This window comes from Lacinutrix sp. MEBiC02404, assembly GCF_053601575.1.
The window spans coordinates 36,424-50,958 of the sequence record NZ_JBSHNV010000128.1 but is presented as its reverse complement, the minus strand read 5'-3'; the positions used below and the strand labels follow the sequence as shown (position 1 = coordinate 50,958).

Sequence of the window (14,535 nt, the reverse complement as noted above, 5' to 3'; positions counted from 1 at the left end):
AAAAAGTCAGGCTTTCCGCTTTATCTTTTGTAAAAAAAACAAAAGGATATCGCATCAATCCTTAACGCAAGCATACTTACTAATGTAAGTAAACAGTACAAAGTTTAGGACTGTTAATAAAGATAAGAATCAATAAAAAAGATACCTGCTAAGTTTATCTAGAGCAGCGTCGAAAGACAGGCATTTAATATGAAGAATTTAATATACATATTCAGTTTCGTTTTATTATTCAGCTGTGCAACAACAACACAAGCACAAAACTATAAAACACATAAAGTAAAATCCGGAGAAACTATTGAAGCTATTGCTAAACAATACCAGGTAACGCCGTATGAGATATATGCATTAAATCCAGATGCTAAAAAAGAATTAAAGAACAATGCGGTTCTAATTATTCCAAATTCTAAAATAGCAACGCCAGAAACCACAACGACAATTGTAAGAGAGTTTCAAAGTTTTAAAGAACATAAAGTAAAACGTAAAGAAACGCTGTACAGTTTATCTAAAAAATATAATGTAGAGCAAGCCGAAATAAAAAAACATAATCCGTCATTATATGCCAATAACCTGCGTAAAGGAGATCGAATAAAAATTCCAATATATAAAACTAAAACAGTAGTCGAAACGGTAAAAACAACTAAAGATTATGCGGTTTTACCAAAGGAAGGAAAATGGAGAATTGCGTATAAATTTGCGATTACAGTAGCGGAACTAGAAGCGCTAAACCCTAATATGTCTGCGACACTGGATGTTGGACAAATAATACAAGTGCCAAATCTAGAAAAAGAAGAGGTAAAGCAAATTGACGAAAGATATTCGTACTATTCGGTGTTACCAAAAGAAGGTTTTTATAGATTAAAAATCAAATTAGGATTAGAGCAAGAAGAATTAGAAGCTTTAAACCCAATATTAAAAGAAACAGGATTAAAATCAGGAATGGTTTTAAAAATTCCTTTTTCTAGTGACATAACGGAAACAGGAGAATCTTTAGCGAATAGCACAACGGCTGCTGCTTCCAGTCTAGTTAGTAAAATTAGAAATTACGAAACTAAAAACATTGCAATCCTATTGCCTTTTAAATTAAATAGAGTGAATTCAGATTCTGTTTATGATGCTAAAAAGAAAATTGAAAACGATAACTTTTTAGGTACTTCCTTAGATTTTCATTCCGGAGTTTTAATGGCAGTAGATTCGCTTAAAAAATTAGGGATTTCTTTAAAAGTAGATGTATACGATACTAAAAATGAATTAAGCGAAGTTTCCAATTTATTAAGTACTAAAAATTTAGAAAATGCAGATGCGGTTATTGGTCCGTTAATAACTAAAAATTTCGAACGAGTAGCTTCCCATTTAAAAGGGAAAAATATTCCGGTAATTTCTCCTAATTTAAAGGATTTAAAATTATCAGAAAACGTATTTCAATCCATGCCTTCTTCCGCTTTATTAAAAACAAAAATGATTAGTTTTGTTAAGGCAGATAGTACAAAAAGTCATGTCATTATTATTGCAGACGCTAAAAATTCAGCAACTAGTAATGGGATAAAAAGAGAAGTTGGTACGGCATCACAAATACACTCTAGAAAAGATAAAGACGGGAAAGATTCATATTATGTTTTAGAAAGTGATATTGTTGGTAAATTAAAACCAGGAAAGAATATTATCTTTTTAGAAACCGAAAATTACACTTTTGTATCTAATGTGACTAGTATTTTAAACGCATTAAATAATGACGATACTAAAATTGTTTTAGCAACTACCAATATGAATGCTGCCTTTGAGCATGATGAAATTTCAAACTATCATTTATCAAACCTTAATTTTCATTTCCCAACCGTTTCTAAAACCTATAATGAAGATGATGATAATGGTTTTGCTAAAGCGTACAAGAAAAAATACGGAGCAACTCCAAATAAAACAGCAGTTAGAGGTTTCGATTTAATGATGGATGTGGTTTTACGTCTTTCGGCTTCCGATAATATGTATACTTCGGTAAATGAATTCCCACTAACGGAATACATAGAAAATAAATTCGCATATCATAAAAACCTTTTCGGAGGATATTATAACAATACGATTTACGTTGTAAAATATGAAGATTTAAAAATTGTAGAAGCAAAATAAAATGTTTTTAAGAATAGTCCTTATCTGTTTTTGTATAGGCACACTTCATAAAGAAGAGTCTACAATTGCTTGGAGCGAATCGTACCAACTTTCTTGGAGCGATTTTAAAGGACCTTCAAAAACAGATACAGATGCAGTAGCAACAACGGCTTCTGGTATAACGTTTAGCTATTCCATTAAAAAAACAAGAAAAAACGAAGTCGTAGGTTTTAAAACGAAAATACTCGCGCATTTTTATCCGGAGAAATCTTGGTATAAAGCAGAAATAGCGGATAGACATATTTTAGCGCATGAGCAATTTCATTTTAATATTACAGAGTTGTATGCTAGAAAGTTTAGACAACGCGTATCGCAATTAGAGGCATCACCTGCTTTAAATAAGCAATTAGATAAAATACATCAAGAGATTAATCAAGAGCTTTCTAATCTTCAAAAACTGTATGATGCAGAAACCGATTTTTCTAGAAATTACGAACTACAATCCCATTGGCAAAATCATATCGAAATCGAATTAGCCAAATTAGATACCTTTAAATCTAAACAATAGGCATGCAATTACAGCCAGATAGAGAATTCCTTGTAAAATTAGCACATACTAAAATGCCTTTTGGTAAGTATGAAGGTAGATATTTAATAGAATTACCAGAATATTACGTGGTTTGGTATCATAACAAAGGATTCCCAAAAGGGAAACTTGGTGAAATGCTAGAAACGGTGTATACCTTAAAATTAAATGGTTTAGAAAACCTAATTAGAAACATCCAGAAGAATTTTCCGAAGAAGTAGGTTTGTGTAGATGGATTGGAGGTTCGTTGCTGAGAAATCATTTCCATGGTTTTATACAATATCCAATGAAGTTTGGTTATTTCTCCAACAAAATCAAGTCCAAATATGCCCAAAACCGCGAAGAAATTCCTCTGAAAAATAAACTACCAAACCTGTAAATTTTCAAACTTAAAATTGTAAATTTGCTCGCGTTTAACAGCGCAACATGACAACTACAACAAAATACATATTTGTAACAGGAGGAGTAACATCTTCCCTTGGAAAAGGGATTATTGCTGCCTCTTTAGCTAAACTACTTCAAGGGCAAGGTTACAGAACTACTATTCAAAAATTAGATCCTTATATCAATGTAGATCCAGGAACGTTAAATCCGTATGAGCATGGCGAATGTTATGTTACAGATGATGGCGCAGAAACGGATTTAGATTTAGGACACTACGAACGTTTTTTAAACGTACCAACTAGTCAAGCAAACAACGTAACTACAGGACGTATTTACCAAAGTGTGATTGAAAAAGAACGTCGTGGCGAATTTTTAGGAAAAACGGTTCAAGTAATCCCGCACATTACCGACGAAATTAAAAACAGAATACAGATTCTTGGAAACTCTGGTGATTACGATGTGGTAATTACAGAAATAGGAGGAACTGTTGGGGATATAGAATCGCTTCCTTACATAGAAGCTGTGCGTCAATTGAAATGGGATTTAGGCGATAATAATGCGATAGTTATTCATTTAACATTAGTACCTTATTTATCGGCTGCTGGCGAATTGAAAACCAAACCGACCCAACATAGTGTGAAGACATTAATGGAAAGTGGTGTTATGGCAGACATTCTAGTTTGTAGAACAGAACACGAATTACCAGTGGAGTTACGCAAAAAACTTGCTAAATTTTGTAATGTAAGAGAAGAAGCGGTTATACAATCTATTGATGCTTCTACTATTTATGATGTACCAAATTTAATGCTAGAACAAGGCTTAGATAAAGTAGTTTTAAAGAAACTAGCTTTAGAAAGTCATACGCCAGACTTAACCCAATGGAATAAGTTTTTAACAAGACATAAAAATCCAAAAACCGAAGTTACTATTGGTTTAATTGGAAAGTATGTAGAATTACAGGATTCTTATAAATCTATTTTAGAATCTTTTATTCACGCTGGAGCGGAAAATGAAGTAAAAGTAAATATAGAGTCTATACATTCAGAGTATTTGAATGCCGATAATATAAAAATGAAGCTTTCCCATTTAGATGGTGTTTTGGTTGCTCCAGGATTTGGAGAACGTGGTATTGATGGTAAAATTGCAGCTGTAAAATATGTGCGTGAAAACAATATTCCTTTCTTCGGAATTTGTTTAGGTATGCAAATGGCAGTCATTGAATTTGCTAGAAACGTACTAAAGATTGAAGGTGCAAATTCCTTTGAAATGGATCCGGAAACTGAAAATCCTGTGATTAGTTTAATGGAAGAACAAAAAACCATTACAGATAAAGGTGGAACGATGCGTTTAGGTGCTTGGTCCTGCGATCTTAAAAAAGATAGCATTGTTGCTAAAGTCTATAAATCGGAAACCATTAAAGAAAGACATAGACATCGTTATGAGTTTAATAATGTGTATAAAGAACAAATTGAAGCAGCAGGAATGCTGGCAACAGGATTAAACCCAGAAACAGGTTTGGTAGAAATTGTAGAAATACCAGAACATCCTTGGTTTGTTGGTGTGCAATATCATCCAGAATATAAAAGTACGGTTTCAAATCCGCATCCTTTATTTGTCGCATTTGTAAAAGCAGCATTAAAACACAAAAAAAGTAAGTAAAGTGTCACTATGGCACAAATGTAAGATTGGTCATATTTTTGACTATTAAAACTTTTAGACCTGACAGGTTTTTGAAATCCGTCAGGTCTTAATTAATATAATATGGAAGAAAAAAAACTAGACATTAATTCAATAATAGGATTCATCCTAATATTCGGAATTTTGGTGTACATGATGTACATGAACCAGCCATCTGCGGAAGAACAGGAAGCGGAAGCAATTGCAAAACAAGAGCAACTTGAAGCAGAACAAAAAGCAGAAGTTCAAGACGATACTTTGGTTACCACTGCCGAAGATTTTTCTGTAGGAGCAGTTACAGATTCTACACAACTAGTAACATTAAAGAATAAATTAGGTGCTTTTGCTTATGCATCGACGCTAGCGTCTGCTACCAATAAAGAAACATTGGTAGAGAATGGTGTGCTAGCTTTAAAATTTAGTAATAAAGGTGGTTATCTTAGTGAGGTTAAATTAAAGAAGTTTGTAGATTACGATTCTGTTCCAATTTACTTGGTTAGAGATGGTAACACTGCTTTTAATATTAGTTTTAATACTTCAGATAATAGAAATTTAAATACACAAGATCTGTTTTTTGAGCCAACAATTACGAAAAGCGGAGAGAACACCGTAGTTTCTATGAAGCTAAAAGTATCTCCAACACAATTTTTAGAATACAGATACGAGCTAATTCCTAATGATTATATGGTGAATTTCACTATTAGATCGCAAGGATTGAGTAGCATCGTAAATGGTACTCAAAAAATAAATTTAGATTGGAAACTGAAAACCTTCAGACACGATAAAAGTGTCGCTTATGAAAATAGATATACGCGTTTAACGTACCAACATGAAGAAGATAAAATTGACAAGTTAAGTCCTTCTGGAGATGATGAAGAAACGCTAGAAGATGTAAACTGGTTATCGTACAGACAGCACTTTTTTAGTTCTATATTGGTTTCCGATAAACCTTTAAAAGATGTAGTGATAACATCTAAAAACTTAGTTTTAGATGAAGAAATAGACACCGTTTCAACTAAAGTATTTACAACTAAAATACCATTAGAGTTACAAGCGGGAGAGTTTGCGCAACCTTTACGATTTTATTTCGGACCAACAGATAACAAGGTTCTTAAAAAGTACGATATTGGTTTAGATGATAGTATTCCTTTTGGATGGGGGATTTTTGGTTGGATTAACCGTTTCCTTTTTGTACCATTATTTAGCTTTTTAAGTGGGTTCTTGCCTTATGGAATAGCTATTGTTGTAATGACTGTTTTAATTAAACTGTTACTTTCATTTGTGCAGTACAAGCAATTTTTATCGCAAGCAAAGCTTAAAATTATTAAGCCAGAATTAGATGCAATAAAAGAAAAGTACAAAGACAACAAAATGAAAATCCAACAGGAAACAATGGCGTTGCAAACAAAAGCAGGAGCTAGTCCGTTAAGTGGGTGTTTACCAGCTTTAATACAGCTCCCTGTGTTTTATGCACTGTTTCAATTTTTTCCTTCTGCTTTCGATTTAAGACAAAAAAGTTTCCTTTGGGCAGATGATTTGTCTTCTTATGATGTGGTTGCAGACTTACCATTTCACATTCCTTTTTATGGAGATCACGTAAGTTTATTTCCAATATTAGCTTCTATCGCTATTTTCTTTTACATGAAAATGACAACAGGACAACAAATGGCTTCACAACCTACGCAAGAAGGGATGCCAGACATGCAGAAAATGATGAAGTATATGATTTACTTTTCACCAATAATGATGTTGTTTTTCTTTAATAATTATGCGTCAGGATTAAGTTTATATTACTTTATTTCTAATGTTATTAGTATAGGTATTATGCTTGTAATTAAGAATTACATTTTAGATGAAGATAAAATACATGCTAAAATTCAAATCAGTAAATCGAAGCCTAAAAAACAGGGTAAATTTGCTAAAAAGATGTCGCAAATGATGGAAGAAGCAGAAAAACAAAAGCAATCTAAAAATAAGAAGTAATATAAACTTCTAATAAAATAAGAAAGCTGCTATTTGTTTTAAAACTTTGGCAGCTTTTTTGCTATAATCATTTAGTGATTGGGTTGTTGTTCTAACAATTTTAATTACATACTAACGTTATTTTAAATATGAAAAATATACTATTCCTTTTTGGTTTTTTACTTTCTATTTTAGCTACTGCACAAGATGTAAATCAATTAGATGCGGAAGGTAAAAGACATGGAGTTTGGAAAAAGAATTTCGAAGACACCGACGTTTTACGTTACCAAGGGGAATTTTCTCATGGTAAAGAAATTGGTGTTTTTAAGTTTTATAAGAAAGTAAATGGGAAAGCTGTTTTGGCTGCCAATAAGCAATTCCATACAGATAGTGATATTGCGCAAGTTTCCTTTTATGCTTCTTCAGGAAAATTGATTAGTGAAGGGCAAATGAATGGTAAATTATACGTTGGTACTTGGACGTACTATCAAAATAAAACCAAAAGCATTCTAAGTAAAGATACCTATAATGATAAAGGCGAATTACATGGTGCGCGTTTAGTGTACTATGATGATGGTGTTTTAGCTCAAAAAGAATCCTATGTAAACGGAAAACTTCACGGTCCTTCTACTTGGTATACAGAAAAAAGTATTGTGGTAAAAGAGTATGTTTATGATACAGGAGAATTACATGGTCCAGCAAGGTTTTTTGATAAAACCGGCGTTATGGTTTTACAAGGACAATACCAAAGAGATAGAAAACATGGTGTCTGGAAATACTACGAAAATGGTACATTGGTAAAGGAGAAAGATTTTACGAGAAAGAGTAACAATCCATATAAAAGATAATTACAAATAGGTGTAAAATATAAGCTCCTTACTTGCGTAAGGAGCTTTTTTTTAGGTAGTCTTTTTTTTAATGAATAAGCTATTAATCAATCTAAATGAAAGGGGATACCTAAATTATGATACGAAATTAATATTTTTTATAGTTTCTAGTTAATAATAACTTGTTTTTTCGACTAACGGCATGTTATTTTAACAAAGCATTATAATTTAAGATAATTCAATTTTTTTTATTCGTAATTTTGAAGCAGGAAAATAAACCATTGGAAACCGTTGTTTTTAATGGGTGTTTTTTTTGATGAATTACATCTGACCCTAAAATAAAATATAAAGAAAACAGATGAAAAGAGTAATAGTAGGACTTTCAGGAGGAGTAGATTCAAGCGTTGCTGCTTATTTATTAAAAGAGCAAGGTTATGAAGTAATAGGCTTGTTTATGAAAAACTGGCACGATGATACGGTAACCATTTCTAATGAATGTCCGTGGTTAGACGATAGTAATGATGCCATGCTTGTTGCAGATAAATTAGGTATTCCTTTTCAATCCGTAGATTTAAGTGTGCAATACAAAGAGCGCATTGTAGACTACATGTTTAAAGAATATGAAAAAGGAAGAACGCCAAACCCAGATGTACTTTGTAATAGAGAGATCAAGTTTGATGTGTTTATGAAAATAGCTTTAGAACTTGGTGCAGATTATGTCGCAACTGGGCATTATTGCAGAAAAGGAACTATAACAAATAATGGAAAAGAAACCTTTCAATTACTTGCTGGAGCAGATGATAATAAAGATCAATCGTATTTTTTGTGTCAGTTGTCACAAGATCAATTAGCAAAAGCATTATTTCCTATAGGCGAATTAAAAAAACCAGAAGTAAGAGAAATTGCTGCAAAATTAGATTTAATTACTGCAGATAAAAAAGACTCTCAAGGTCTATGTTTTATAGGTAAAGTACGTCTTCCAGATTTCTTACAACAACAATTAAAACCTAAAGAAGGTGTTATTGTAGAAATACCAGAAAGCAATGCATCTTTTCATAGAGAAGTACCTTCTTTTTCTAATAAGAAAGAGGAATTAGTATACTTATCGGAAAAAGCAGATTTTAAAGTCGCAGATGGTAAAGTTGTAGGGAAACATCAAGGAGCACATTATTTTACTAAAGGACAACGGAAAGGTCTCGCTGTTGGTGGTACCGTAGAACCTCTGTTTGTTATTGATACAGATGTTAATGACAATGTAATTTACACCGGACAAGGAAAAAATCATCCAGGTTTATATAAAAGAGCACTTTTTGTGTCTAATGAAGAAATTCATTGGGTACGTGAAGATTTAGCACTTCAAGTAGATGAAACTATGGAAGTGTTGGCACGAATTCGATATCGTCAAGAGTTACAAAAAGCGACCTTACATCAAGTAGATTCTGGAATGTATGTAGAATTTGAAGAACCGCAATCTGCCATTCAAGAAGGACAGTTTGTAGCTTGGCATCATGGAGATGAGCTTTTAGGTTCTGGAGTTATTTCGTAATACTTATCCTTGCGAAGATAAAAATGGAAGTGATTTGTAAATATTATGTTCTAATTATTTCGGTTTTTAAGATGCACAATTATTATTAATTACATTTTAAAGGCATTGTCAGTTCGAGTGAAATTGTTTTTACAATTTTGTATCGAGAACATTTCTATTGTCCAAGTGTAATCAAATTCTTAAATTACCATCTTTAAACTCACTGTCATGCTGAACGTAGTCGAAGCATCTTAGTAAATACAGAAAAATGCAAAATAGAATCACACAGTTATTCAAAATAAAACACCCAATTATTCAGGCAGGAATGATCTGGAATTCTGGATGGAAACTGGCATCAGCAGCTAGTAATGCTGGAATTTTAGGATTAATAGGAGCAGGAAGTATGTATCCAGATGTGTTAAGAGAACATATTCGGAAATGTAAAAAAGCAACCGATAAACCTTTTGGTGTTAACGTTCCAATGTTATATCCTAACGTGGAAGAAATCATGAATATTATTGTAGAAGAAGATGTCCAGATTGTATTCACTTCTGCAGGTAACCCTAAAACGTGGACCAAATGGTTACAAGAAAAAGGAATAACGGTTGTACATGTTGTTAGTAGTGTAAAATTTGCCTTGAAAGCACAAGAAGCAGGAGTAGATGCAATAGTTGCCGAAGGTTTTGAAGCTGGAGGACATAATGGTAGAGATGAAACTACAACGCTTACCTTAATTCCAATGGTAAAAGAACAGTTGCAAATACCATTAATTGCGGCAGGAGGAATTGCAACCGGACAAGCCATGTTAGCAGCAATGATTTTAGGAGCAGATGGGGTTCAAGTTGGGAGTCGATTTGTTGCTAGTGAAGAAAGCTCAGCACACCAAGCATTTAAAAAAGTGGTTGTAGATGCTAAGGAAGGCGATACACAACTTACATTAAAAGAATTAGCGCCAGTTCGATTGATTAAAAATAAGTTTTATAATCAACTTCAAGAATTGTATAAAACGTCTCCAACACCAGAACAACTTAAAGAATTACTGGGGAGGGCAAGAGCAAAACGAGGTATGTTTGAAGGCGATTTGGAAGATGGTGAATTAGAAATCGGACAAATAGCAGGATTGATTCATGATATTAAAACAACAACGCAAATTGTGGAAGATATGATGCAAGAGTTTGAGGAAGCGAAGAAAAATGTTTCTAAATTATAGATGTTAAATTATATTTATGTTTAAAAAAATAATTACAATATTCTTCTTGATTTTTTTCGTTACTACACAAGCGCAAAAAGTAAAAAAACGAACTAAAAAAACTGCGAATGAAAATATAATTTATCATGTGCTAAAGTCTGATAAAAAAATTAAGCATGGTTCCTATATTGTAAAAAATCGTTTTTCAGATAATTTAGAGATTTCTGGAGAATATGCTTTTGGTAAAAAGGATGGTTTATGGATTGAATATAATATTTTGTCGAATAAAATTAGAAGTAGAGGTTATTATAAAAGTGGTATAAGAGTTGGTAATTGGCAATTCTTTAATCATTCTGGAAAAACTATTCAAGAATATAATTATGATAATAAAAAATTAATTTCTTCAAAAGAAATTGAAAGAGATAAAGAATATCCTAAATTATTAGAATATGAGGTTTTTATTAATGATAGTTTAGTTATTACTGCTTTAGATTTACCACCTTCTTATATTGGTGGAAGAAGTAATTTAGTTTATGAAATTGGTGAAAAATTCAACGAAATTCGTGATTATCCAATAGATGATTATGATTCAGAAAAAGAATATGTTTATACAGAGAAATATGTGTCTATAAACTTTTCAGTTTTAATAAAAAAAGATGAAACTATAGGAGATATAAAAAATAATTATCCAATTTCTAATCCAAATATTGTTTTTGGAGTAGATAGTTTCAATTTTATAAAAAGCGAAATAGAAAGTAGAAAAGGACAATGGTTAGTTGCAGAAAAGAATGGAGATAAAGTTGCTGCATACTTAAAAATTGCTTTTGGGATAACTTATTATTCTAGAAAAGAAAAGTAACATAGTTTAAAATTAAATTCGCATAACAAAAAACGAAGCACTACTTTTGCCAAATGATTTATTCCTATTGCGATAGCTTATTTTTATTTTGAAATATAACGCAAAAGGTATTTAATTTTTTTAAAAAACCTACCGTTAAATGGTGCTTAGTGATTACACAAAAGAATTTAAATACAACTGGAAACTAGCAGCACCCGTAATGTTGGGTATGCTTGGTCATACCTTTGTACAGTTTGTAGATAATATTATGGTTGGCCAAATGGGTACTGCAGAATTAGCGGCGGTTTCTCTTGGGAATAGTTTTGTATTTATAGCCATGTCTTTAGGAATTGGTTTTTCTACAGCAATAACTCCTTTGGTTGCAGAAGCAGATACCGCAAATGATTTTAAACAAGGAAAATCGGCTTTCAAGCACGGTCTGTTTTTGTGTACGGTTTTAGGACTTTCCCTATTTTTTATGCTGTATTTAGCCAAACCACTTATGTATCTTATGAAGCAACCTCTTGAGGTTGTGGAGCTAGCAATACCTTATTTAAACCTAGTAGCTTTTTCGTTAGTACCGTTAATTATATTTCAAGCTTTTAAGCAGTTTAGTGACGGTTTGTCCATGACGCGTTACCCAATGTATGCAACTATTTTGGCAAACGTTATCAACGTGGTTTTAAACTATTTACTTATTTTTGGAAAGTTTGGCTTCCCAGAACTTGGTATTATTGGTGCGGCGTATGGTACTTTAGTTTCGCGTATTGTAATGGTTGTTTATTTGTGGTGGCTGTTAAAAGGAAAAGAGAAATCTAAAAACTACGTTACTAATATTAAATTTTTTGTGCTAGAAAGTAGCATGATAAAAAAGCTAATAGGTTTAGGAGCACCAAGTGCTATGCAAATGTTTTTTGAGGTTGCCATATTTACAGCGGCAATTTGGTTAAGTGGTTTGTTAGGGAAAAATCCGCAAGCAGCAAACCAGATTGCATTGAATTTAAGTTCGATGACCTTTATGATTGCAATGGGTTTAAGCGTTGCGTCTATGGTGCGAGTTGGTAATCAAAAAGGACTACAGAATTATGTGGAGTTACGCAGAATTGCTTTTTCCTTATTTTTACTAGGAACCCTTTTTGCAACCTGTTTTGCTTTGTTATTTTTTGCGTTTCATGACCAACTACCTAAATTGTATGTAGATTTAGACGATGCGAAAAACTTTGTAGATAATACAGAAGTAGTTGCTATAGCATCCAAACTAATGCTTGCTGCAGCCATTTTTCAAATAAGTGATAGTATTCAAGTCGTAGTTCTTGGTGCCTTACGTGGTTTGCAAGATGTGAAAATACCAACAATTATTACGTTTATTTCCTATTGGCTAATAGGTTTTCCTATCAGCTGGTTTTTAGGAAAAGAAGAAGCTTATGCTAGTTTTGGTATTTGGTTAGGTTTACTTGCAGGACTAACAACAGCATCTATATTATTGTATATTCGTTTTAACTATTTGACTAAAAAATTAATTAAATCAAAACATGGAACTACCTAAATTTATACTTGGCGACAATACGGATTATCCGAATGCAATCTTTGTAATACATACCGAATTTCCAATGTTTATTATCAACTTGGAAGATGATGAAGTAGAATGGTTAGAAGATTTTGATCAACACGATCAAAAAGAATTGGAATTAGAAACCGAAAATTTAATAGTAGAAGCAACTGCTTTCTACGATAGAGAAGTAGCGCGTTACGACGAGTAATTGCGTTAAGGATTGCAGTGAAAATCCTTTTTTATTTTTTTTAAAAAAGATTGTAACGTAAAGCCTGACTTTTTGCGATCCTGCAAGATTGGTACTACATTTGTTTTTGGTATCTACAGGTAGCAGGCAAGAGCAAAAAGAAACGCCCAAAAAATAGAAAATGTTAGACCAACTGATTCAATACGATAAAGAATTATTCTTATTTTTAAATAATTTAGGAACCCCAACTTGGGATGCTTTCTGGTTATTATTAACCAATAAGCTCACCTTTATTCCTTTATACGCTTTGTTATTATTTTTAATCTATAAGAAATTTGGGTTAAAAACGGTAGTCTTTTCTGTTTTGCTAATTGCACTTATGGTTACGTTTACCGACCAAATCACCAATCTTTTTAAACATGGTTTTCAACGTCCAAGACCTTGCAGACAAGAAGGTGTTATGGAACAAATGCGTTTTATAGCGGTGCGTTGTGGACCTTATGGTTTCTTTTCAGGGCATGCTTCAAACACAATGGCTGCAGCAGTATTTGCAGGTTTATTATTAAGACCTTATTATAAAAAACTGATTTTCATTTTACTTTTTTGGAGTGCTGTGGTTGCATATAGCAGAATTTATGTAGGTGTACATTATCCTTTAGATGTACTTTGCGGAATGACTTTTGGCGCACTTTCTGGTTTTATGTTTTATAAAATAATGAGTTATATTATTAAGCGTTATGTGGTAGTAAATGAGATGTAAAGGATGAAAAATATATTTGTGTTTTAATTGTTTAGAAAACGAAACACGGAATTAAAAGAAAAATGACATGTTTAGACATCAAGGTAAAAGTAGAACTTTAAAACACAATCTACGAATTGCTACCATCTTGTCTTTTGTAGCAGGAATTGTTAATGTTACAGGGTTTTTATCTTTTCATCAGTTAACAACAAATGTAACGGGACATTTTGCATTATTTATTAGTGATGTTGCTAATTTTGAATTTTGGAAAGGAACCATTTATTTCCTTTATATTTTTTCTTTTCTCTTTGGTTCTTTTCTGTCTAGTTTTCTTATTGAAAAGTATAGAGAAAACAAGAAACTTAATGTTTTTGTGCTGCCAACAAGTATCGAATGTTTTGTTTTAATCTGCATTGCTATTCTAAGTAATGTTACCGAAATGCAATATCCAGATGTTATTGTTTGTTTGCTGCTTTTTGCAATGGGATTACAAAATTCTTTTGTTACAAAAATCTCTAATGCTGTGGTTAGAACCACACATTTAACGGGACTCTTTACCGATTTAGGTATTGAACTTTCGCAATTGTTTTTTCCGGAATCGCATCCCAATAGAGAGAAAATTAAGCAGACTATAAAATTACGTGTCTACATCATTTGCTTCTTCTTTCTTGGTGGAATAATGGGAGGATTTCTATATTCTAATATTGGTTTGAAATTAAATACGCTTATTTTGGGAGCTATTATTTTATTAATAAGTCTGTTTTATGATGATTTAAAATATAGAGTAATCCGAACCAAAAGAAAGTATACACAAAGAAAAAAAAAGAAGCGTAAAAAAGTATAAAAAGAGTACTAGATCCTCTATGCTGCCGTTATTTGAAAACGAGTTATATAAAGACACTCCTAATTCTAAAAAACAGTTTCTTGCGCATCCTCATGCTTTTCGAAGTGAGTCCTGCGTTAGAAATG

Annotated in this window: 12 protein-coding genes and 1 pseudogene; all 13 read left to right on the top strand. The window is 32.3% G+C overall.

The genetic code is table 11. From position 1 onward, the window contains the following. Positions 1-189: 189 nt before the first annotated feature. The 13 genes and pseudogenes from ACVCXO_RS03190 to ACVCXO_RS03130 all read left to right on the top strand — a co-directional run bounded on the left by ACVCXO_RS03190 (position 190) and on the right by ACVCXO_RS03130 (position 14,410). Positions 190-2,121 (top strand): LysM peptidoglycan-binding domain-containing protein, encoded by a 1,932-nt coding sequence (locus ACVCXO_RS03190; protein ID WP_452228150.1) that lies wholly within the window; start codon positions 190-192, stop codon positions 2,119-2,121. A 1-nt stretch (position 2,122) separates the two neighbouring features. Next, entirely contained in the window at positions 2,123-2,668 is a 546-nt protein-coding gene (locus ACVCXO_RS03185; RefSeq protein ID WP_452228149.1) for a DUF922 domain-containing protein, read from the top strand. A 2-nt stretch (positions 2,669-2,670) separates the two neighbouring features. Continuing rightward, a complete protein-coding gene (locus ACVCXO_RS03180; RefSeq protein ID WP_452228148.1) occupies positions 2,671-2,907 on the top strand; it encodes a DUF3820 family protein in 237 nt (78 codons plus the stop codon). 205 nt (positions 2,908-3,112) lie between these two features. After that, a complete protein-coding gene (locus ACVCXO_RS03175; RefSeq protein ID WP_452228147.1) occupies positions 3,113-4,729 on the top strand; it encodes a CTP synthase in 1,617 nt (538 codons plus the stop codon). Positions 4,730-4,831: 102 nt separating this feature from the next. Further along, on the top strand, positions 4,832-6,730 hold the full coding sequence (yidC, locus tag ACVCXO_RS03170; protein ID WP_452228146.1) for a membrane protein insertase YidC: 1,899 nt from the start codon (positions 4,832-4,834) through the stop codon (positions 6,728-6,730). A gap of 128 nt (positions 6,731-6,858) precedes the next feature. Next, positions 6,859-7,557 carry a toxin-antitoxin system YwqK family antitoxin gene (locus ACVCXO_RS03165; RefSeq protein WP_452228145.1) on the top strand — a complete coding sequence of 233 codons (699 nt, stop codon included), beginning with the start codon at positions 6,859-6,861 and terminating at the stop codon, positions 7,555-7,557. A gap of 337 nt (positions 7,558-7,894) precedes the next feature. Further along, positions 7,895-9,082 carry a tRNA 2-thiouridine(34) synthase MnmA gene (gene mnmA, locus ACVCXO_RS03160; RefSeq protein WP_452228144.1) on the top strand — a complete coding sequence of 396 codons (1,188 nt, stop codon included), beginning with the start codon at positions 7,895-7,897 and terminating at the stop codon, positions 9,080-9,082. 229 nt (positions 9,083-9,311) lie between these two features. Beyond that, positions 9,312-10,271 (top strand): annotated as a pseudogene (locus ACVCXO_RS03155) (NAD(P)H-dependent flavin oxidoreductase); the annotation flags it as partial. A gap of 16 nt (positions 10,272-10,287) precedes the next feature. Beyond that, complete coding sequence (locus tag ACVCXO_RS03150) at positions 10,288-11,109, top strand: hypothetical protein (RefSeq protein ID WP_452228143.1); 822 nt, start codon at positions 10,288-10,290, stop codon at positions 11,107-11,109. Between the two features lie 139 nt (positions 11,110-11,248). Next, entirely contained in the window at positions 11,249-12,634 is a 1,386-nt protein-coding gene (locus tag ACVCXO_RS03145; RefSeq protein WP_452228142.1) for an MATE family efflux transporter, read from the top strand. Next, positions 12,621-12,848, top strand: a complete 228-nt coding sequence (locus ACVCXO_RS03140) for a hypothetical protein (protein ID WP_452228141.1) — start codon at positions 12,621-12,623, stop codon at positions 12,846-12,848. The genes ACVCXO_RS03145 and ACVCXO_RS03140 overlap by 14 nt, the downstream gene beginning before the upstream one ends. 160 nt (positions 12,849-13,008) lie before the next feature. Beyond that, positions 13,009-13,587: a phosphatase PAP2 family protein gene (locus tag ACVCXO_RS03135; protein WP_452228140.1), complete on the top strand. Its 579-nt coding sequence runs from the start codon at positions 13,009-13,011 to the stop codon at positions 13,585-13,587. Positions 13,588-13,654: 67 nt separating this feature from the next. Beyond that, positions 13,655-14,410, top strand: a complete 756-nt coding sequence (locus tag ACVCXO_RS03130; protein WP_452228139.1) for a YoaK family protein — start codon at positions 13,655-13,657, stop codon at positions 14,408-14,410. Positions 14,411-14,535: the final 125 nt, after the last annotated feature.

Bases quoted from the DNA above. Each gene is read 5' to 3' on its own strand.
- ACVCXO_RS03190 (WP_452228150.1), top strand. From the start codon at position 190: ATGAAGAATTTAATATACATATTCAGTTTCGTTTTATTATTCAGCTGT.
- ACVCXO_RS03185 (WP_452228149.1), top strand. From the start codon at position 2,123: ATGTTTTTAAGAATAGTCCTTATCTGTTTTTGTATAGGCACACTTCAT.
- ACVCXO_RS03180 (WP_452228148.1), top strand. From the start codon at position 2,671: ATGCAATTACAGCCAGATAGAGAATTCCTTGTAAAATTAGCACATACT.
- ACVCXO_RS03175 (WP_452228147.1), top strand. From the start codon at position 3,113: ATGACAACTACAACAAAATACATATTTGTAACAGGAGGAGTAACATCT.
- yidC (WP_452228146.1), top strand. From the start codon at position 4,832: ATGGAAGAAAAAAAACTAGACATTAATTCAATAATAGGATTCATCCTA.
- ACVCXO_RS03165 (WP_452228145.1), top strand. From the start codon at position 6,859: ATGAAAAATATACTATTCCTTTTTGGTTTTTTACTTTCTATTTTAGCT.
- mnmA (WP_452228144.1), top strand. From the start codon at position 7,895: ATGAAAAGAGTAATAGTAGGACTTTCAGGAGGAGTAGATTCAAGCGTT.
- ACVCXO_RS03150 (WP_452228143.1), top strand. From the start codon at position 10,288: ATGTTTAAAAAAATAATTACAATATTCTTCTTGATTTTTTTCGTTACT.
- ACVCXO_RS03145 (WP_452228142.1), top strand. From the start codon at position 11,249: ATGGTGCTTAGTGATTACACAAAAGAATTTAAATACAACTGGAAACTA.
- ACVCXO_RS03140 (WP_452228141.1), top strand. From the start codon at position 12,621: ATGGAACTACCTAAATTTATACTTGGCGACAATACGGATTATCCGAAT.
- ACVCXO_RS03135 (WP_452228140.1), top strand. From the start codon at position 13,009: ATGTTAGACCAACTGATTCAATACGATAAAGAATTATTCTTATTTTTA.
- ACVCXO_RS03130 (WP_452228139.1), top strand. From the start codon at position 13,655: ATGTTTAGACATCAAGGTAAAAGTAGAACTTTAAAACACAATCTACGA.